18 protein-coding genes are annotated in these 20,623 nt (G+C 54.4%); 12 read left to right on the plus strand and 6 right to left on the minus strand.

The window, feature by feature from the left end; all coding sequences use genetic code 11:
• The first annotated feature begins 204 nt into the window (after window positions 1-204).
• The 6 genes from ACFPMF_RS02800 to ACFPMF_RS02825 all read left to right on the plus strand — a co-directional run bounded on the left by ACFPMF_RS02800 (window position 205) and on the right by ACFPMF_RS02825 (window position 4,209).
• Complete coding sequence (locus ACFPMF_RS02800; protein WP_379840909.1) at window positions 205-453, plus strand: hypothetical protein; 249 nt, start codon at window positions 205-207, stop codon at window positions 451-453.
• 150 nt (window positions 454-603) lie between these two features.
• Window positions 604-1,758, plus strand: a complete 1,155-nt coding sequence (locus ACFPMF_RS02805; RefSeq protein ID WP_379840910.1) for a zinc-dependent alcohol dehydrogenase — start codon at window positions 604-606, stop codon at window positions 1,756-1,758.
• Window positions 1,759-1,770: 12 nt separating this feature from the next.
• Window positions 1,771-2,292: a hypothetical protein gene (locus tag ACFPMF_RS02810; RefSeq protein ID WP_379840911.1), complete on the plus strand. Its 522-nt coding sequence runs from the start codon at window positions 1,771-1,773 to the stop codon at window positions 2,290-2,292.
• 321 nt (window positions 2,293-2,613) lie between these two features.
• Window positions 2,614-2,787: a hypothetical protein gene (locus ACFPMF_RS02815; protein WP_379840912.1), complete on the plus strand. Its 174-nt coding sequence runs from the start codon at window positions 2,614-2,616 to the stop codon at window positions 2,785-2,787.
• 90 nt (window positions 2,788-2,877) lie between these two features.
• Complete coding sequence (locus tag ACFPMF_RS02820; RefSeq protein WP_379840913.1) at window positions 2,878-3,648, plus strand: hypothetical protein; 771 nt, start codon at window positions 2,878-2,880, stop codon at window positions 3,646-3,648.
• A gap of 72 nt (window positions 3,649-3,720) precedes the next feature.
• On the plus strand, window positions 3,721-4,209 hold the full coding sequence (locus ACFPMF_RS02825) for a ferritin-like domain-containing protein (protein ID WP_379840914.1): 489 nt from the start codon (window positions 3,721-3,723) through the stop codon (window positions 4,207-4,209).
• A gap of 159 nt (window positions 4,210-4,368) precedes the next feature.
• Here the strand turns inward: ACFPMF_RS02825 and ACFPMF_RS02830 are convergent, their stop codons facing one another.
• The 4 genes from ACFPMF_RS02830 to ACFPMF_RS02845 form a co-directional block, all read right to left on the minus strand.
• Window positions 4,369-5,298: a helix-turn-helix domain-containing protein gene (locus tag ACFPMF_RS02830; protein ID WP_379840915.1), complete on the minus strand. Its 930-nt coding sequence runs from the start codon at window positions 5,296-5,298 to the stop codon at window positions 4,369-4,371.
• Window positions 5,299-5,374: 76 nt separating this feature from the next.
• Window positions 5,375-6,238, minus strand: coding sequence for an SDR family NAD(P)-dependent oxidoreductase (locus ACFPMF_RS02835; RefSeq protein WP_379840916.1), 864 nt, complete (start codon window positions 6,236-6,238; stop codon window positions 5,375-5,377).
• 231 nt (window positions 6,239-6,469) lie between these two features.
• A complete protein-coding gene (locus ACFPMF_RS02840) occupies window positions 6,470-8,041 on the minus strand; it encodes a SusD/RagB family nutrient-binding outer membrane lipoprotein (protein WP_379840917.1) in 1,572 nt (523 codons plus the stop codon).
• A 20-nt stretch (window positions 8,042-8,061) separates the two neighbouring features.
• Complete coding sequence (locus ACFPMF_RS02845) at window positions 8,062-11,241, minus strand: SusC/RagA family TonB-linked outer membrane protein (protein ID WP_379840918.1); 3,180 nt, start codon at window positions 11,239-11,241, stop codon at window positions 8,062-8,064.
• A gap of 296 nt (window positions 11,242-11,537) precedes the next feature.
• Between ACFPMF_RS02845 and ACFPMF_RS02850 the strand changes: the two genes are divergently transcribed.
• The 3 genes from ACFPMF_RS02850 to ACFPMF_RS02860 all read left to right on the plus strand — a co-directional run bounded on the left by ACFPMF_RS02850 (window position 11,538) and on the right by ACFPMF_RS02860 (window position 15,096).
• A complete protein-coding gene (locus ACFPMF_RS02850; protein WP_379840919.1) occupies window positions 11,538-12,632 on the plus strand; it encodes a dihydrodipicolinate synthase family protein in 1,095 nt (364 codons plus the stop codon).
• A gap of 193 nt (window positions 12,633-12,825) precedes the next feature.
• A complete protein-coding gene (locus ACFPMF_RS02855; protein ID WP_379840920.1) occupies window positions 12,826-13,542 on the plus strand; it encodes an outer membrane lipoprotein-sorting protein in 717 nt (238 codons plus the stop codon).
• Window positions 13,543-13,842: 300 nt separating this feature from the next.
• Window positions 13,843-15,096 carry an alpha/beta hydrolase family protein gene (locus ACFPMF_RS02860; protein WP_379840921.1) on the plus strand — a complete coding sequence of 418 codons (1,254 nt, stop codon included), beginning with the start codon at window positions 13,843-13,845 and terminating at the stop codon, window positions 15,094-15,096.
• A gap of 106 nt (window positions 15,097-15,202) precedes the next feature.
• Here the strand turns inward: ACFPMF_RS02860 and ACFPMF_RS02865 are convergent, their stop codons facing one another.
• Both ACFPMF_RS02865 and ACFPMF_RS02870 read right to left on the minus strand, forming a co-directional pair.
• Window positions 15,203-15,532 (minus strand): hypothetical protein, encoded by a 330-nt coding sequence (locus ACFPMF_RS02865; protein ID WP_379840922.1) that lies wholly within the window; start codon window positions 15,530-15,532, stop codon window positions 15,203-15,205.
• Window positions 15,533-15,569: 37 nt separating this feature from the next.
• A complete protein-coding gene (locus tag ACFPMF_RS02870; RefSeq protein WP_379840923.1) occupies window positions 15,570-16,001 on the minus strand; it encodes a DUF3592 domain-containing protein in 432 nt (143 codons plus the stop codon).
• A gap of 180 nt (window positions 16,002-16,181) precedes the next feature.
• On the opposite strand from ACFPMF_RS02870, the gene ACFPMF_RS02875 reads away from it, so the two are divergent.
• From ACFPMF_RS02875 to ACFPMF_RS02885, 3 genes are all read left to right on the plus strand, one after another.
• Window positions 16,182-17,858, plus strand: a complete 1,677-nt coding sequence (locus ACFPMF_RS02875) for a serine hydrolase domain-containing protein (RefSeq protein ID WP_379840924.1) — start codon at window positions 16,182-16,184, stop codon at window positions 17,856-17,858.
• A 111-nt stretch (window positions 17,859-17,969) separates the two neighbouring features.
• A complete protein-coding gene (locus tag ACFPMF_RS02880; RefSeq protein WP_379840925.1) occupies window positions 17,970-19,328 on the plus strand; it encodes a neutral/alkaline non-lysosomal ceramidase N-terminal domain-containing protein in 1,359 nt (452 codons plus the stop codon).
• 410 nt (window positions 19,329-19,738) lie between these two features.
• Entirely contained in the window at window positions 19,739-20,608 is an 870-nt protein-coding gene (locus ACFPMF_RS02885) for a helix-turn-helix domain-containing protein (protein ID WP_379840926.1), read from the plus strand.
• The last annotated feature ends 15 nt before the right edge of the window (window positions 20,609-20,623 follow it).

The raw sequence follows: 20,623 nt of genomic DNA on the forward strand, positions 1-20,623 counted from the left end.
AAGGTGCCGGACAACGTCCGGGTTGAAAAACCGGATCCGCCCTTTGCCCCTCATCGATCCGGCGGCAGGAAGGAGGATTCGGTCTGCGGCCGCTGGCTCATTTTGGCGGCCGTTGCCAAACCATGCCCCCCCATTTATTCTTATGGAGTGAAAGTTTCTTTCCCGAAACTCCCGTAGTCAACGCGTAATAAATCGATGCGACTTATGAAAATTGGTGAGAGCCTGATGAAGCAGCTCAACAAGAAATATGCGCCCTCGCAGCTGATTACCTTTAAATTCAGCCGCTACGATGTAGCCCTGAAAACCGATGAGGACGGCAATCCGATTGTAATGTACATCGGCAAGGCCAACGACCGGGGCCTGATCCGGGGCGATCAATTCACGCGACGCCTGCTCCGGGATGCAACCGGTGCCATCATCAAAGACCACTGGGATCATAAAGGAAAAGTGTAACCCGGTTTTTCGGGCCGGAATTCGGCGCGAACCCGACCGGCCCGATGAAGAAAGCGGAGGGCCGGAGCCTTACTAAATGCAAACAAGTCCCGGTTTTTAACGTTGATCCTTCATTGAAGTTTTTGATCCTTTAAACGAAAGCAACATTGTATGCTAGCCATGAATTATCGGGGACCCCAGCGGGTTCGTATTGACCACAAACCCATGCCTGAGATCCAGCATCCCGAGGATGCCATCGTTCGGGTGACACGCTCCTGTATTTGTGGATCGGATCTCCATTTATACAATGGAAATGTGCCCGACACCCGGGTGGGAATGACCTTCGGACATGAATTTATTGGGGTGGTAGAAGAAATCGGTCCGGACGTACAAAAAGTAAAAGTCGGTGATTCGGTAATCGTTCCCTTCAATATTGCCTGTGGGAGGTGCCACTTTTGCAAGCAGGGATTATTCGGAAACTGCCACGAGTCGAACCCCCAGGCCACGGCCGTAGGCGGTATTTTCGGCTACTCGCATACCGCCGGGGGCTACGAGGGCGGACAGGCTGAATTTGTCCGGGTGCCCTATGCCAATGTGGGGCCGACCGTCATTCCGCCAGGCATGGATCCGGACGATGCCGTGCTGCTGACGGATGTGGTCCCTACTGGCTACCAGGCCGCAGAAATGGGCGGAATTCAGCCCGGCGATACGGTGGTCGTTTTTGGGGCCGGTCCAATCGGGATTATGGCCGCGCGCTGTGCCTGGCTGTTTGGGGCTGGCCGCGTCATTGTCATCGATCACGTCGATTATCGGCTCGAATTCGTGCGCAACTACGCCCGGTGCGAAGCCTATAATTTTAAAGAAATGAGCGATCCCGTAGTGTTTCTCAAGAAAGCCACCGACTGGTTAGGAGCCGACGTCTGTATTGATGCGGTGGGGGCCGAAGCGGCTGGCAGTGCCCTGCAAACCATTACGGGAAGAAAAACCCTGTTGCAGGCGGGTTCGGCCACGGCGCTGCACTGGGCCATTAACTCGGTGAAAAAAGGCGGGATTGTATCTGTCGTGGGCGTCTATGGCCCAACCGATAACCTTGTTCCGATCGGAAATGTGGTCAATAAAGGCATAACCCTGCGGGCCAATCAGGCGTCGGTTAAACGACTGCTGCCCCGGCTGATCGAACACATCCAGAATGGAGTTCTGGATCCCAAGGCGATAATTACGCACCGCGTGCCTCTGGAAGAGGTGTCCGATGCCTATCGGATTTTTTCCAGTAAGCTGGATAACTGCATTAAAACCGTGCTCATTCCCCCGTCTGCCAGATCATAAATAACAGTTCTTATGGAAAATACAGTTGAAAAGGAAACGAAGAATACCAAAGCCCTGTCCCAGATCAAGGGCTGGGGAATCGACGCGGACCCTAAAAACGATCCGACTTATCCCATCCGGCACCGATCGGAAGACACCGACGGGCCGAACGAACAACGGGGGTATTCTTGGCCGCGACCGACCCAACAGCCGGTCAATGTGGAAGTATTGCGGTCGATCGAAAGGCCCAGCGTGAGTGCGGTTTTTGGCACCTCGACCCCGCCTTCCGGCCTCAGCGGAGCCATCCGGCGGTATGCGTTTAAATTCAGTGAGTCGGAATACGGCCACTGGCTACCACTCATCCTGGCCGACCGGGTGAATGTGGTGGAAGGAATTCTGGACGACCTCAAGCGGGGCCATATTCCCAACATCTTTGCCGAAAAGGGCTGGAAGGCCGAATGGAAACATGCTCCGAAGGGCCTGTCCCGAAAAATTCTGGTGGGGATCGCAGCCGGTGCGACGCTCTACCTGCTGCTAAAGCGAAAACATAAATAAACGTCCATTTTTCCGTGGATCATAGCCCCGCACTGTTCGGTTGCGGGGCTTTTTTTGTGGGCGTCGGTGGCGCTGGAGGGAAGGATGGCAATGGCTGAAGTAGCCCGGAATACGGTAGAATAGCCTTGGGGCCTTACGGACCGTTTCCTTACTTCTCAAATCCGCTTTGGGGAGCCATTGGTTAAAAGGGTATGATCAAGGGTAGATCCACCGAAGAACGGGCGGACATCCAACATCAGAAGAAAAGTAGTTATCTCATCCTGCATTCGGCTGGTGAAGCAGGAACTGGTTCCTGCCGGATGCTTTACCCATTCAACGGCAATGGCAGACAAAGATTTGAAAGAGTATGAAGACCTGCTGAACGGCGGCCAGAAAGGAGCGAAACAAAACAATGGCCCGCAGCATGGTGCAACCGGAGGACGGCGAGGAACCTCCAAAACGAACAGTAGCAAAGGTAGCCACAGCGGGGGTACCAAAGGGGGCCATAGCAGCTAACGTCAGGGTGCCAACCGGCCGGTCCTCAAATCCGGCCGGTTTTGGGCCTCTATCCCTTACATCTGTTTCCTGAATCAAGTTGAAATCAAAATGAAAACCTACTGGATTATCCTGTCTCTTTTTGCGCTCTTCTCGTGTTCCGGCAATACCGGCGGAGTCGAGGGGGAACGCCGGGTTGAAGGCTTAGGCCGGCAGGTAAGCGGCACCCGGCTGATGAGTGAACAGTACCTGTATGCCTCTCCGTGTGCCTATATTCCCGAAGGGTCATTAGCGTCTATGGTTGGCCTGCAGGAAGGCACGGCATTGACCTGGAACGAATCGGACCATGCCTGTGAGGTATTCCTCGATAACAAAAAAATAGTGAGCCTTTCGTTAACCAATCGCCGGCCGTTCGAGTCCGTTTTTCATGCCGACTATTATTTTAACCGGCTCTATCAGCCGGAAGCGCTGGAATCACGCGGGAAACGGCTGCCGTATACCGGACCGGAGCCCGAAGGGGTGGGGGCCGAAGGACCCACGGAAGGTGTAGGCGACGGATCGCCGGCATCGAATGACGCCGTGGCCGGTGCGCCGACAGACTCTCTTCAGGCGCATGCCGAACCGGGCGGGGTAATCGCTCAGCTAAAGGATAACGAGGAAAGAAAGACCACGAGCCCGTCGATTCGGGGCGTTGGTGAAAAAGCCGTCTGGGATGCCCGAACCCGGACCCTGCACGTGCTGAACCTGCAACACGTTTTTCACATTATGGTCAACCAGAGTTCGTCGGCCGAAACCGACAGCATGCGGGCCACAAAACTGGCCTCCCTGCTGATCCGGCAGGTTGACGAAGAAGCCGACCAGGGCGAACGAACCATCTATTGAACCAACCGGCCGGTATGCCGATTCTCAAAGCCAGCTTAACCCAGTATCCAATTCAACTAAAAATCAGTTTCTATGAAAACAATGCAGGAATTAATGGAGCACACGATTCAGGATCTGTATTCCGCCGAAACCCAGGCGCTGGACGCCATGACCGAATTGGCCGAGCGCGCTACCAGCGACCCATTGCGGCAGGCGTTTCAGGTCCACATGCGGGAAACCGAGCGGCAGGTACAACGCCTGGAGCAGATTGCTCAACAAATGGGGATCGACCCCGACGGCGAAACCTGTATGGCCATGCAGGGACTGGTGGAAGAAGCCCAGGATTTGCTGTCGCAATTGGAGGATGACCAACTGGCGGATGCGGCCATTATAGGAGCCGCCCAAAAAATGGAACATTACGAAATTGCGGCTTATGGCACGGCCCGTACGCTGGCCCAGCAGGCCGGCCAGGAACAGGTCGCCGATCTGCTCCAGCAGACGCTGAAGGAAGAGAAAGCCACGGATGAGAAACTGACTACCATTGCCACGAGTCAGGTAAACTCCAAAGCGGTTCAGAAATGACTTAACCCAGGGTGATCCTAGTCCCCTGGTCTCCATACCGTGCGTTTTGCCAGGAGTGCGGCCCCAGGGCCGCACTCCTGGCAAAACCATAGTCGATCAGAAACTACACGTGCCGCCCTGCGTCTGCTTTCTGCAAGGATTCACGAAATTGTGACCTAGTTAGTTAAACGACCGTCTGAATTCCAGGGGAGAGAGGTTGGTTTTTGTTTTGAATAATTTGCTAAACGATTGTGAGTGCTCAAATCCCAGGGTGTAAGCTACTTCACTGACCGATAAATTCGTGGTGGATAGTTTCTCTTTTGCTTTTTCTATCAGTTTGCCGTGGACATATTGCTGCGCATTCTGCCCGATCAGCGACCGCAGCATGTCACTTAAATAACTGGGGGAAAGGTTGACCTGTTCCGCCAGGTAGTGAACGGTCGGTACTCCCTGGTTGAGGGACGTTTCGTTGTTAAAATAATCGTCCAGGAGGTCGTCCACCTTTTGCAGCAGGTCATTGTTGACGGCTTTGCGGGTCAGGAACTGGCGTTTATAAAACCGGTTGGCATAATTCAGCAGCAGTTCAATCTGAGCGATAACGACATCCTGACTGAAATCATCAATTCGGCTGGTGAGTTCTTGTTGAATCATTCCGAAAATGGACAGGATCGTTGTTTTTTCCTCGTCCGAAAGGTGCAGCGTTTCATTTGCAGCATACGAAAAGAAACCGTACTGCTTTATTTTTCGGGCTAACGGATACCCCAGAAAGAAGTCCGGGTGGATCAGTAACGTATACAGCGAACATTCTTTCTTGCGGCTACTGTCAGTCTCCCGGTCGCCAATGATTTGATTGGGCGCGGCAAATAACAAGCCGCCTTCATCAAAATCGTAATAATGCTGGCCGTACCGGAGCTTTCCGTTGAGGCTGGGCGTATACGATATTTTATAAAAGTTCAGGACATGCGAGCCCGGCGGCATATGGATTTCGCCCTGGACCGCCACACTCCCGACCAGACTGATCAACGGATGCAGGGGCTTCGGGAGGCCAAACGCCCGGTGGGCATCCGATATGGAATTAAATTTCTGAGGGCTGTTTTCTTCTTTTTTCATCTTTCTGACCGGATTACAACGATAACCGCCATGCTTTACCATAGCGGTTATCGTTACCAAAAAGTTTCCTGGTAGCTTACTTCGATGGCCCCTGCGCTGCGTTGGAGACGGACGCCCACGCTTCCCAGGTGGCCAGCCGCTCCTCGTAAGTGGCCCGAACGTCCGGCAGGTTATGACTCCCCAGAAAAAACCGTAACGGCGGTTTTTCGGCGTCCACTACCTTGAAAAGGGCTTCCGGCGTTGCGGTGGGATCTCCCCGTTCCAGGTTTTTTAAACCGCCCATAAACTGGGTTTTAAAATCGGTGTAGATGTCGAGCCCCGCGGCAAATTTCAACGACTCCGGACTTCCGAACTCGGTGGCGTAGGCACCCGGTTCGATGATGGTTACGTCGATGCCAAATTGTTTAACCTCCGCAGCCAGGCTTTCGTGAATGGCTTCAAACGCCCATTTCGACGAGCAGTAATAGCCAATTACCGGCAACGTCACCTGCCCCAGGTTGCTGGATACGCCCAGGATGTGGCCGCCCCCCTGTTTGCGCAGCAGCGGTAAGGCGGCCTGAATGACCGCCAGCGGGCCGAAAATATTGGTTTCATAGAGCGCACGGACATCAGCCGCCCTGCCTTCCTCGATGGTGCCCACCAGCGAATACCCGGCATTGTTGAGCACGATATCGAGTCGTCCGAAATGAGCGTGAGCCTGTTCGACAACCGCCTTTACCTGGTCGGAATGGGTCACGTCGAGTTCCAGGGTTAGGACGTTTTCACCGTATTTTTCGTTCAGATCGGCGATGCTTGCCAGCCGGCGGGCGGTTGCGGCCACTTTGTCGCCACGCTTCAGCGCGGCCTCGGCCCAAATGCGGCCAAATCCACGGGAGGTGCCCGTAATAAACCAGACTTTGGGAGCGGTGCCAGCCCCGGATGATTGAATGTGAGGTACCATACTTTCTAACGTTACATTGAATGAGAGGACAAAGGTCAGCCCTTGGCCGGTGGCGCTTGTAGCCGAAATGAGGGAATTTGTAGCCAAAAGCTGGCAACGCTTGTAACGCCGAAAGTGGTTTTACGGTGGGATAAAGGGGCCAAACCGGCCCGGAATTGAACGAAACTGCCATAAACAGAAGAAGTCTCCCCGGATGGGGAGACTTCTTCAATACGGTACAGACGGATTTGCTTACGGTTTATCCCACCAGACGCGGGTTTTGTAATTGTCGGGTCCCTGCCGGGCGACCGATGCGTTGTAATTATCCGCGTTTAAGACCGGTTCGTCGTCCGGATAGCGCAGACGGCGGGGATACGTGCCGCCGGTTTCATTATCCGGATAATTGACCGGAACTAATTTGGGGTAACCGGACCGGCGTACATTGGCGTAGGCCTCATACCCATTCAGGAACGTCGCAACCCAATACTCGGAATTGATCTGTTCCAGGGCTTTTTCCCGGTTGGCCGCCCCCGCAAACGGATTGGCTGCCAGATAGGCCGCAATTTCAGCATCGGAGATCGTCGCCGATGCGTCGTACTGCTGAAGCATCTTCATGGCGCCCGTTACGCCATTCTGGTAGAACTGAGCGGCATCTCCCGTCACCCAGCCGCGAACGGCGGCTTCCGCCAGCATCAGTTGCACCTCGGCGTAGGTAATGAACATCCTCGGTCCATCCAGTTTGGCAAAAACATCCCGGTTTACGCCCGAAAACTGGTGCTCCTGGCCCGGGGCCTTCGGATCGTAGCTGGGGTTGCCGGGGAGGGTAATCCGGTCCAGGCCGTTGGGCATTCCTTTCTGAACGGCCGGATCGGTGTTTTTGGTCGCTACGTTGGTGGGGTCCGTATAAACCGCAACGGTATGTTTCAGCCGGGGATCGTTATGGCTCTTCATGTAGTCGAAAAACGTTTTGGAGATCTTGCCGGGGCTTCGTCCCGACACGCTCAGAATCCAGCTCTGCCCGTTGGTCAGAATCTCCTGGGTTCCGGCTTTGTCGGTTCCCTTGATAAACACGTTATCGCTGATGGAGGTAAACACGCCCCCCGCCACCGCTTTTTTGACCCAGGACTCGGCCGCTGCCGGATCCACTTTAGACAGCCGCATCCCGAGCCGGAGCATCATCGAATAGCCGAAGCGTTTCCATTTGAGAATGTCGCCCTGGTAGATAATGTCCGCCGTGCCGACGAGCGTTTGCTTGGCATCCAGTTTGGCGGTAGCATCTTCCAGTTCGGCCAGCATGTGAGCATAAATATCCTTCTGGGCGTCGTATTTGGGCTTGTAAATCTGCTTGTAATAGCCCTGGTTGGCTTCCGAATACGGAACGTCGCCGTACATATCCGTAAGCCGGTGATAAATCACGGTTTTCCAGATTCGGGCCATGTGGTACAGGTTGTGGTACTGCGGTTTATCCTTGGACAGGGCGATCACGTCCTCGATCAATTTGGACGAACCGGCCACGGCATTGTACGTCGCTTTCCACAAATTCTCGTTGTTTCCCTTATGATAAACGTACTTATCACCCTGAAAATCAAAGATTCCGACATTGCTCAGGGAAGCCATGTGCTGCACGAACGGTTCGGCATAATTCAGGGTGTTGCTTTCGTCGCCCTTGGCCGTGTTATACTGCCCGGTCGTAAACAGGTAAACCGGGTTAAACCGGTCGGCGGTGACGGCGTTGGGGTCTTTATTGAGTTCTTCAAAACCACTGTCACAGGCAGAAAGCAGTAAAACGCTGCCGGTCACGATTATCGAAAATAAGGTTTTCATCTCCATTGGAATTGGCCTGATTAGAATTTCAAGTTTACGTTGAATCCGTAGCTGCGGGTGGGTGGGAGCGGGGTTGATTCGATCCCCTGGTCGTTGCCCGCCGACAGGTTGGTTTCGGGGTCCAGACCGGGCGTGTGTTTCATCAGAATCAGCAGGTTCCGGCCCACGGCCGAAACACTGGCTCCCTTCACAAAGCCCAGCTTTTCAAAAACCGGTTTTGGTAAATTGTACGTCAGCGACACATACCGGAGTTTGATAAAACTGGCATTGTAGATGTAGTCGTCCAGCGCATCCCGTCTACGGACCACAATGGCCCGGTTGTTGACCCGGTCGGCCGATACCAGCACGTTGTTGACTTCGCCCTTTTCGGTCACCCCGGGAAGAATGGCCCCAGCCGCCCGGCCCAGTAACGAGCTAGGGGACATACCCCGGTGGTCGAGGCTGTAGTTGGTTTCCGAGTAAATCTTGCCCCCGAATTTTCCGTCCACCTGCGCTGACAGGGTCAGCCCTTTGTACGAGAAATTGTTGATCAGACCGGTGGTGTATTTATGAATCCCGGAACCGAACGAAACCACATTGGTCGGCACGATCGGCAGCCCGGTCGCATCGATGATATCCTGTCCCTGCTCGTTCCGCAGAATGGTTCGACCGACAATCTGCGAGTATTCTTCGCCTTCGACGTGTTTGATGAACGCCTTGGTGGACGTCGCCAGGATCAGTTCCTTGGAGGTGTTCGATATTTTCAGAACTTTACTTTTGTTGTAGGCCAGGTTTAGCGACAGATCCCAGGTGAAGTTCGAATTCGTGACCGGTTTAACCGTCGCCAGGAATTCAATTCCCCGGTTTCGGATTTCGCCCACGTTCACCGAAACCCCCGAATAACCGGTCGTAGACGAAATGCTCTCGACGGCAATGTCATTGGTGGTCAGTTTATTATAGGCTGCAATGTCGAAACCGAGCCGGTTGTTGAATAACCGCAGATCCAGACCGGCTTCAAACTCGTTCACACTGAGCGGTCGCAGGCTGCTGTTGGGCACGGTAAACTGATTGATCGTTCCGAGCGAAATTCCGCCGTAATTGTACGGCAGCAACCCGTAGGTCAGGTTCAGCAGGTACGGGTCGGTATCGCCCCCCACGGCGGCATAGGCCACCCGAAGTTTGCCAAAGCTGATGGCTTTCGGCAGGTCCATCGCCTGCGAGAACACAAAACTCACCCCGGCCGACGGATAGAAGAAATTGTTGGACTTGGGGTTTAGCGTTGAAAACCAGTCGTTTCGCCCGGTCAGGTTCAGGTACAGATAGTTCCGGAAGCTGAGTTCGGCGGTTGCAAAAACCGAATTGATTTTCTTGTCGTACGTGGCGGTGGTGGTGTTGCGGTTGGCCGTGTTGTTGATCACGTGCAACTGAGGAACCACAAAACCGGAGCCCAGAATGGTGGTCGTATACCGGTGCTGCGACATGAGGTTGCCCCCCAGGTTGACCGCCAGGTCAAAATCGTTGGTCAGGTTTTTGTTCAACCCGATCATTCCTTCAAAATTCCGTTCCCAGAAAGTCTGCTGTGCCTGATCGATCTGGCCCGCGGGCCGGTAACCGGTTCCTTCGGGAACAATCTTGTTGGCCATGAAACCGTAGTAATCCTGGCCGACTTTCCCCTGCACAAAAAGCCAGTCGAAAATATTATACCGCAGGTTCAGGGTGGTAATAAACCGGTCCTTGTCCGTCCGGTTTTTGATCCGGTTGAGGGTGTAGTAAGGGTTTGTCGCGTTTAAGTCCGTTCCCAGCACCTTCTCCTTGAAGTTTTCGTCGTAACCCGGCGAGAGCGCGCTGGTTGGCATGTTGCTGTTGACGTACAGGATGGTTCCCGCGCTGTTCCCGGAATTGCCCGTAAACACATACCGGTTATCGACACGCTCGTTGATGTAATCCACGTTGGCCGAGAGCGTCAGGTTTTTGGTGATGTTCTGGTTCAGACCCAGGCTGATGTTGTTCCGGCGCATGGTGGCATTCGGGATGATGCCTTTGTTGCGCATATCCGTAATACCCAGCCGGAAACTGCCCTTGTCGCCCCCGCCCGAGAAGGACAGGCTGTTGGTGCTGGTGTGTCCGACGCCGTAAAAATCGTCCAGAACCTGGTCTTTCACGTACGAATACGGTCGTTTAACTCCGTCCAGCTGCACCGTCTCCGAACCGTCATACAACGATCCCCAGTGGTTCTGGCCGTGGTTGGCCGCGTCCTGCTGGCTGGCCGGTTTGACTCCGCCGTAGCCCTGCCCGTACTCTTTTTGCAGTTCCCAGAGGAAAAAAGGGACTTCGAAGGTGTTGTTGGTATTGAATTCAACGCCCAGCCCTTTATTGCCTTTGCCGGATTTGGTGGTGATGACGATAGCCCCGTTTTTAGCCCGGGAACCGTACAACGCGGCCGCCGTGGCACCCTTCAGAACGGTAATGTCCTCGATATCATCCGGGTTGAGGCTGGAAATATTGTCGCCATAGTCCGGATTGTCGTTTTTGGGGCCGCCAAACTGGGTGTTGTCCATCGGAAGACCGTTGATGATGTACAGTGGCTGGTTATTGCCCGAAATAGAGGTGTTGCCGCGGATGGTCACGCGGCTGGAACCCGCCGGACCGGTGGCGGCCGGACTGATGTTGACCCCGGCCACTTTCCCGTTCAGGGAGTTGGCAAAGTTGGTTTCCCGGGTTTTGGTAAAATTGTCACCGTCGATCTTCGTTACCGAATACCCCAGCGACTTGGTTTCCCGCCGGATACCCAGGGCGGTGACGACGACCTCATCCAGGGCTTTGCTTTCGGCCAGTAGTCTGATGGTCAGGGACGTGTTGCTGCCCACGGTTACTTCCTGGGCGGTATAGCCCACGAATGAAAAAACGAGTACCGAATTGGGAGACGGGACATTGATGGAGAAATTACCGGCTGCGTCGGAGGTGGTTCCCTGCTGGGTGCCTTTGATGACGATGCTGACGCCCGGGAGCGCATCGCCTTTTTCATCGGTTATTTTTCCGCGAATGATGTCAGCAACCGGTGGCTGCCGGATGCCCGGTTTTACGGTCTGGTATCCTGCGGTTTCCGGCGTTCGGGCTACTGCCGGATGAGAAGCAACCGCCAGAACGGCAAGGGCAGTCAGGAGGGCAGGCCATTTGCACCGATGAAGATGGGCATCCTCGGGTAGAGTCTTTTTGTTCATGAAAGTAAAAGGGTTGGAATGAGAGTACAGGTACTCGCTGGTGATCATGCATGGCAACTTGCCAAGTAGCATACAGCAAAAGGGGAAGAGTGTACTATGATAATTTCTATTATTTAAACAAATTTTACCAAACCGCCCGTTGTCCGGCTTTCGGGTTGGTCTGCGTTGAACAAAAGCCGGAGTAAAAGAAACCGATCACCACCTGTTTTTATAAAATTTCATGGATGGAAGCGTATGAACGGGCGTATTCGGAGTACTTACGGAAAAGAAACCATTCCTACGCTCCTGATCTGATAATGGAACCAAAGCCACTTTTATCCCGCCGGGCTTCCTTTGAACGCCTGGCCCGGGCGGCCCTCGGCCTTATGGCCGGTGTAGAAGTCATTCATACTCAGCCTGTTTTGGCCAATATCAAACCGTCTCCTTGGCTTCCGAAATCCGGAGAGTCCGTAAAACCGGGTGTAAAAAAGTTTGTCCCGGTCATGATCACGCCGTTCGACGCCAGCCTGAAGATTGACTACGATACGCTTTCGCGGCTCATCGATTTTTACGGGCAGGCGGGTGCCAAAGGCTTTTTTGCCAATTGCCTCAGCAGTGAAATGTATTTTTTGAACGACCAGGAGCGCCTTGAGCTGACCCGGCATGTGGTGAAGCGGGCCGGTCGTAAAACCGGGGTAGTTTCAACGGGTTCCTTCGGCGATTCGCTGGACGACAAGGTCGCGTTTGCCAAAAAAATATACGACACGGGCGTCAATGGCGTTATTCTCATCTCCAGCCACTTTGCGCAGGCCAGCGAGAGCGATGCCGTGTTGATGAAGAATTTCGAAGCGTTTCTGGCGCAAACCGGTAGCATCAAGCTGGGCACCTACGAATGCCCGAACCCCTACAAGCGCCTGCTCTCGCCGGATGTTTTTAAATCCCTCGTTTCCGACAAGCGGTTGATTTACCACAAGGATACCTCGGAGGATATTAAAAACATCGAAACGAAGCTGGCGATTGCCCGCGGTACGCAACTGGAATTCTACAACGCTCATACCGCCACAGCCGCCGAATCCCTGCAAAAGGGGGCCGCCGGCATGTCACCCATCTCCGGGAATTTTTACCCCGAAATTCACAGCTGGTTGTGTCAGTACGCCAATGACCCGTCGAAAGCTGCCGATGTGCAATGGATCCAGGCCGAAATTACCCGGACCGAACCGGTTATCTCGAAGTTCTACCCACTGAGTTCCAAATACTTTCTGAAAAAGCGCGGTTTGCCCATCGAGCTGGTGTGCCGGTCGAACGTCAAAACAATTCCCGCGGAGCAGCTGAGCGTACTGGACGATACCTACCAAACGTTTCTGGGCTGGTGCGACCGGTTAGGCATAAAACCGGTTACCGGCCTGAAGTAACCGTTGAAGCTGTATTTGTTAAGGTAATGAATGGACCGCGGAACCTCGGTTGACGGACACAAAATCAAAAAGGAAAGCCCTGAACCGCTGCTTAGTAAGTTATTGCGGAGTCGCTTGCTTTACTGGCGGTTTGGGCTTACGTTTACCGAAAGCCGCTTTTTCCGTTGTCCAGTCAATCCATAAACCAGCTGCCATGAAAACTACTCCATTCGGGGCTTTGGCCATCGCCTTTTTTCTCTCGTTCTGCGCGTCTGCCCAAACCGTGGATGAGATCATCGACAAACACGTTACCGCTCTGGGCGGTCTGGATAAATTAAACGGCGTAAAATCCCTCTACACGGAACGCACCCTCTCGGTGCAGGGAATGGAAATTCCGAATAAAACCACGGTCGTTGTGGGAAAAGCGATCCGGAGCGAATCAGTGATCATGGAAAGTCCGATGGTTCAGGTACTGACGGGAGCAACGGGCTGGATGATTCGGCCGTCGATGATGGGTGGTTCGGGTAAACCGGAAGACATGCCCGCGGACATGGTCAAGCAACAGATCAGCCAGCTCGATCCGTTTGGCCCCCTGGTGAATTACAGGGAAAAAGGCCACAAGGTTGACCTGGTGGGCCAGGAAAAAATAGACGGAAAGGATGTTTACCACCTCCGGATCACGACAAAAGAAGGGCAGGTGGTGGACGAATTTATCGATGCCGGTTCGAACTTGATCCGCAAAGTCAGAATGACGTTTAACGGGCAACCCGGTGAAATGTTTTTTGCGGATTACAGGGACGTGGAAGGCATCAAATTTGCGAATAAGATGGAAATGGCCAACGACCAGGCCGGAACGCTGATTTTTACAACCAACAAAGTCACCATTAACGCGCCGGTTGACGACGCCATCTTTCAAAAACCGGGCCAGTAAATCCCGCCCGTAGGCGTCCTGCCAAAACCGGGTGATGGGGAAAAGGCCCGGATACTTTCCGGGCGGGTAGACTTCCTGTAAAACCGCCCCATTCGGGCGGTTTTTTCTCTCCTGTTTCAGAATTGATAGAGATTGGTACAAAATTGATAGTCATTGGGTGCAAAGGGGCGGTAATTTGCCGGCAGATAAGGGGGATTTGGATGCGCAAGACACCGGCGTGAGGACGGAATAGTAGGAGGGGACCCTGGGTAGTTTAGTACGATAGTGGCCGAATTTATTTTCACTTAAACGTTCTATATAATGCAGCCTATTCCGTCTCGATCCCGCTTTCGATCGTCGTTCGTACCCCTCAAAACCGCCCTGGTTGCCCTTTTTCTCACCGTTTATTTAGCCAGTTGTACCCTGGTCGATCACCAGCCAGCCCCCTCGTACCTGGTGAGTAGCTCGCTGGTGGCCGAGGTGCCTGTCGATCAGTTGGCGCCCCGGCTGGCCGCGTTAAATTTACCGGCTCAAATTCCGGCCCAGACATTCTTACTCTACAACATTAAGGTGTATAAACTGGTGTACAACACCAAAGCACCCAACGGGCAGCCCATTCGGGCGTCCGGTGCCTTGATTGTGCCCCAGGCCCCTCCGTCGGTTGGCCTGCCGATGATCAGCCAGCAACACGGTACTATTTTTACCAATAATGACGCGCCGTCCAACTACGCCATGACCAGTGAAGCGTACGTGGCGGCTTCGGTATTTGCCTCCAATGGGTATATCATGGCCTGTCCCGATTACATTGGGTTCGGCGAATCCGGGGATCCATCCAATCCGTTGAATCTGCTGCTGCATACGTACGAACACCGGGAAGGACTCGCGCAGGCCAGTCTGGACATGCTTCGGGCTGCGAAGGAATTTATTCAAAACAACAGCATCAATTGGGATACCCGCCTGTACCTGACGGGGTATTCGGAAGGGGGGTACGCCACGATGGCCCTCTATAAGAAAATGCAGGATGAAGTCCCGGCCGAATTCAATTTGAAAGCGGTCACCGCCGGAGCCGGAGCGTATGATAAAACCGCCTTTACCAAAAGCCTCCTGAGCACTCCCTCGCACGGGATCGCCAATTATAACCGGACTTACCTGTGGGTGCTAATGACCTACGACAAACTGTATGGACTGAACCGTTCGCCGGGTAGTTACTTTGTCGATCCCTATCTGGGGCAGATTGTGAGCCAGAGTCTGGCCGTCAATCTGACCGTCAGTTTCGATCAGATCTTTACCACCTCCTTCAAAGCCGGCGTTGCCAATGGAACGGATACCAACTTTCTGAATGCGCTGGCGGACAATGATGTGTTTGACTGGAAACCGCTGAAGCCCCTGCAACTGTACCACGGCACGGATGACCCGCAGGTGTTTTTCCTCAATTCGCAGAATGCGTATATGGCCATGCAAGCCAGAGGGGCCGGATCGACCGTTCAACTGGTTCCGATCCCGACCGGCAATCACCAGACCAGTCTGCCCTACTACATTTTGGGAACGTATACCTTTATTAAGGCGAATCCCTAAAGGCTGATTTTTTGGATAACCAGCCGGAAAGAAACCGGAGGGATTCGAACGACGCGGGGCCTCGAGTAAGGGCCCCGCGTTCATTTTTACCGGTTCGAAGCGGTGGTCAGTGCGAGAGCACCCAGCTTTGAACGGCATTCAGGGTGCCTTCGAACCGGGCCGGGCCGCAGCTGGCTTGCCCGGTTCCGTTGTGGAAATCGAGCAATAGTGCGCAGGAAACCAGGCCCGGGTATTTGCGAAGTTGCAATTCCAGCTGTGAATCCGTCAGCCAGGTCACCTGGCTGGTGCTCCAGACGTCGCCCTGCAAATCGAACAGGGGCTGTTGATCGGCCACCCGTACAACGCGCGGGACTTCGAGCCAATGGCTCATCCGGACTTCAAAAACGTCAAACAGAACCGTGTACGTCCCGTTGGGGGAGGAGTAGTTTTCTTTCATGGAGTGGGGAAATTGTAGTGGTAAGATGGTTTCAGGGTCAGCCCAGCGCCCATTGCCAGACGGCCCGGAGGGCTTCGGGAACACTCCAGACCGACAGCAGCAGAAAAATGGAACCGATGCCGCCCAGCACGTACACCAGGAGGTAATCGCCCTGGAGTTGTACCCGGTCGGGCTGTTTGGGATCGTAGTACAGCGTTACTTCTTCGCCAATCTGGTAGGCGGGCGGGTTGCGTCCCAACGAGCTGTGAAATACCCGTTCCTGGCCGTCGGCGGTTCGGTAGCGGATCGACGGGGCCAGCGGGTATTCGTGCGGTTTGACGCGGTGGAGGTCAATGACAAGGCCCTGGGTTGCAATGCCCTTCCGGATCAGTTGCTGGCGGCTGTGGTAAAGGCCGTATCCGATACCCACCAGGGTTACGCCGATGAAAAAGAACAGGAGAGTAAACAAATCACCGCCGGGGAGTTTCATGGTTGTTACGGGCTGAAAGGGTAGGGATCTTACGGGTTTGTTTCCGGATCAGGCTAGTCAATTTTTGAAAATTTAACGTTTTTGTAACGTCTTTGCAATAAGTTTGTTAGTTCGCTCAAAACCGGCTTGTTCTGAACGGTTTACGCAGCCAGTATCCGATCCTATAACTCGTAAATGCTCATGAAAAACGTCTCTGCTCCCGGTTTTTTACGGCTCGTTCTGTCCTTCCTTCTGCTGACCGGAAACGCCTGGGCGCAGCTTCCGGCCGATTCGGTTCGCACGAAAATGGACGCCATCTTTGCCGCGTACAACCGCCCGAACGGCCCCGGCTGCGCGGTAGGCGTCCTTCAGAACGGCGCTCTCATTTTCGGCAAAGGCTACGGCATGGCCAATCTGGAATATGACATTCCCATTACTACCGCGACGGTTTTTGACATTGCCTCGGTATCCAAGCAGTTTGCCGGACTGGCGGTTTCGACGCTGATTCAGGAAGGCAAAGTGAACCTGGACGACGATATCCGGAAATACCTGCCCGATCTGCCCATATTCGCCAAAACCATCACGATTCGCCACCTTGTTCACCACACCAGCGGGTTGCGGGACTGGCCGCAGACGCTGCATCTCGCGGGCTGGCGCTGGGACGAAGTGTTTTCGTTTGACGACATCATGCGGATGGTGCGCAACCAGAAAGACCTCGATTTTGATTCGGGGGAGCGGTATTCGTACTCAAATACCGGCTATAACCTGCTGGCGGCACTGGTGGAAAAAGTAAGTGGGCAGCCGTTCCATCAATGGATGGACGCGCGTATTTTCAAACCGTTGCACATGAACTCCTCCCGGTTTCAGAACGATTACACCAAACTGATTAAAAATCTGGCGTATTCATACGAGCCCCGCCCGGGCGAATTTGTCAAAACGCCCGGTGCTCTGACCGCCTACGGGTCCAGTTCGCTGTTTACGACGGTGGATGATCTGGCCAGATGGGTGCAGCATTTCGACCGGGAAGTGGCCGCGAACAATCCGGTCTATACGCGCATGCTAACCCTGGGGCAGCTGAACAACGGCGAAACCGTCGCTTACGGCTACGGCCTGGCCACCGGCAACGACCGGGGACTCAAGGTTGTCAACCATAGCGACAGCTGGGCGGGCTACCGGACCATCCTGACGAACTACCCGGACGAAAAACTGTCGATCATCCTGCTTAGCAATTCGGGCGATTTTAATGTGGGCGGTTTCGCGGCCGCGGTGGCCGACGTTTTTCTGAAACCGAAATTCAAATCGGCCGCTGTCGCCAATCCGAACGCCGGGCTGAAAGACCGTCCGACCATTCCGCTCAAACCGGCTTTGGCGAAGAAATACGCGGGCGTGTATCAGTTGGGGACGGGTTGGGCGGTGACGCTGACGGTGGAGAACGGGCGACTCATGACGCAGGCCAATGGCGAGGCCAAATTTCCGACCGAAGCCAAGTCGGACTCGGTGATCTGGATCGATGCCTACGGGGCTGCCATGACGTTTGTGCCGGATCCGAACGGTGAGGTCAATCGCTTGAAATACAAGGCTATTCTGGCGAAGCGGATCACGCCCTGGGCGCCGGATCCGACCGAGCTGCCGTTGTTTGCCGGAACCTATTACTGCCCGGAACTCGCCACCGAATACAAGATTGAACTCGTGAACGGAAAACTGAAAATGCAGCATATGCGCCTTGGTGAAACCGAACTGGATGCCGATCCCACTGGCGTCGATCAGTTCACGGGCCGACCTGGCAGCCTTCGATTCGTGAAAAACGAGCAGAAGAAAGTGACCGGTTTTCGGCTGTCGGGCGGACGGGTGAAAAATATCTGGTTTGAGAAACGGTAAAAGTGCCGAACTGCGGCCTTACCCTGCTACGGAGCGCTTTGGCGATCCTGACTCCTTGGTCCGTAAAAAACTGGGCGACGATGGTTACAACCCTTACAATTTGATTTCTAGATGAAAACACGGTGTCGGGCGATTTGGCTGCTGCTGACGGTTCTGGTAGCGAGTTCCGGTTTTTCCCAAAGCTGGAAAGCGGGCGTGGCCCGCATGGTGATCACCCCGAAAGAACCGCAGTGGATGGCGGGGTATGCGGCCCGGACGCACGCATCCGAGGGCACCCTCCACGACTTGTGGGCCAAGGCACTGGCGCTGGAGGATGAACGCGGCCAGAAAGCCGTTCTGGTTACGACCGATCTGCTCGGTTTTCCGAAAGCCCTTTCCGACCGCATCCGGACCCGGCTCAACCAGCAGGCCGGGCTGACGAAAGCGCAGATTCTGCTCAATAGTTCGCACACGCATTCCGGCCCCGTTCTGGCGTCGGCCTTATACGATATTTATCCGCTGGATGTGGACGAACGGGCCAAAATTGACCGGTATACCCGGCAACTGGAAGACCAGATTGTGGCGCTGGTCAGTCAGGCGTTGCAGAAAATGGAGCCCGTTCAGCTCTTTGCCCAGAACGGCGTCACCCGGTTTCAGGTGAATCGTCGGAACAATAGCGAAGGCAACCTGCGGGAGCAAACCGATCTGAACGGCCCTAACGATTATGCCGTTCCGGTGATCAAAGTGGTGAATGCCGCCGGGAAACTGAAAGCCCTGGCGTTCGGATATGCCTGCCACCCGACGGTGCTCGACCAGTACCAGTGGTCGGGCGATTATGTCGGTTTTGCCCAACTGGAACTGGAAAAGGCTCATCCGGGGGTCACGGCCCTGTTTTTCCAGGGAGCCGCCGGAGATCAGAACCCCATCCCGCGCCGGACCATTCCCCTGGCCCGGCAATACGGCCGCGAACTGGCCGCAGCGGTGGATCGGGTCCTGGATGAACCGATGCGGCCCCTGCCCGCGCAACTGCGCACGGCCTATTCCGAGATCGAGCTGCCGCTGGCTCCTCCGCCCGCCCAGTCCGAACTGATCAAAATGAGCCAGGGTGCGGAGGGATATCCGAAACGGTGGGCGAGCCGGATGCTGGCCGAAAAAGAGCAGGGCCAGCCGGTGCGCAGCTCGTATCCGTACCCCTTGCAGGTCTGGCAACTGGGCAATCAGGCGGTTTTCAGTTTCGGGGGTGAATTGGTAATCGACTACGCCATTGCCTGCAAAAAGCAGTTTGGACCCGATGTCTTCGTACTGGGATATTCCAACGATGTCATGGGATACATTCCGTCGCCGGTCATTTTGCAGGAAGGCGGTTATGAAGGCGCAACCTCCCAGATGGTATACGGTTTGCCCAGTGTCTGGGCACCCGGCATTTTTGACCGGATTCAGCAGGAAGTCAGCAAGCTGGCGGAGCAGGCCGGGATTCCGGCGGTTAAGTAAATGGGGAGGCCATCCGGTCAGCCCCGGCAAAAACCGCCCGTTCTCCGCAGGGTTCCGGGGCCTGGTTCCGGGGACAAACCGCTGTCAAAGCGGAGTTCTGTCAGGTATGAACATAGTAACGTATAGGTATTGCGTTTTGCCGGTTCCGGCGGAATCAGGTCGGTTTTGCGCAATAACGGCGCTTTGGGGCCGCCATTGCCGTGGATAATTGGGGCCTTTTCCGTCAATGACAATCTGATAGGAAAACCAACGTTATAGCTATATATTTGTTTGTATAGGGCGTCAGATCAGCAGGTTAGACCTGGTGGGTAGTTTCCTGGAAATGCGGTTTTAGTGAAGCCTGCCGAAAAAACCGGCATGAACGCAACCGGGAGTCCTCGTTCGACGCTCTACAATCCCGGTTCTCTGCCATGTCATCGACGGTGCCTGTTTATCAGCTACAAACGTTTTCGCGATCCGATCCCGATACGCTCTTTCACATGACGCGGCTCGAGGATGTGGTGAAGGAAATGGAAGGCGTAAAACAACCGCACGCGCACAATTATTACCTGATCATGTGGTTCGAAGCGGGGAGTGGTATCCACACGATTGATTCAAAACCGTATTCAGTAGCCCCCAATCAATTGTATTTTCTTCCACCCGGTAAGATTCACAGCTGGGAGTTTTCGGCCGACACCCGGGGGTACAACCTGTTTTTTGATTCCGATTTTTGCCGGGACCGTTCGGGGCATTTGCTGTACCGCTACCCGTTTTTTCATGACCAGAAATCCACCCCGCTGGTAGAGGTGACGGATCCGGACGCCTTATTTGACGACATCCTCGATTTTATTTACCAGGAATACCGCAGCGAACACCCCAATCGCTATCAGGTCATTCTGTCGGCGCTGCACATCATTCTCGAACTGGCCGACCGGCTGTACCACCAGAGCTGGCACGGCGACAGTTCGTACCTGTACGAACGGATTCGCCAGTACGAAGAGTTGATCGAACACCAGTTTATGACGGTGCGGGAGGTCAGCGACTACGCGGCCCAGATGAGCCTGACACCCCATTACCTCAATCAGATCTGCAAGAAGGTCATTGGCAAAACCGCCAGCCAGCTTATTCAGGAGCGTTTGATCCTGGAAGCCAGGTTCTTACTGAAACATACCTTCCAGTCGGTGAAGGAAATCAGCTTCCAGTTAGGCTTTCAGGACCCGTCCTACTTTGTACGGTTTTTCCGAAAAAACACCGGCCAGACACCGGTTACGTTTCGGCAACACCTCAGAGTGAAACGCTGATTTGTACCACAAAAA

Origin of the sequence: Larkinella bovis, assembly GCF_042655385.1 — a bacterium.
GTDB classification, from domain to species: domain Bacteria; phylum Bacteroidota; class Bacteroidia; order Cytophagales; family Spirosomataceae; genus Larkinella; species Larkinella bovis.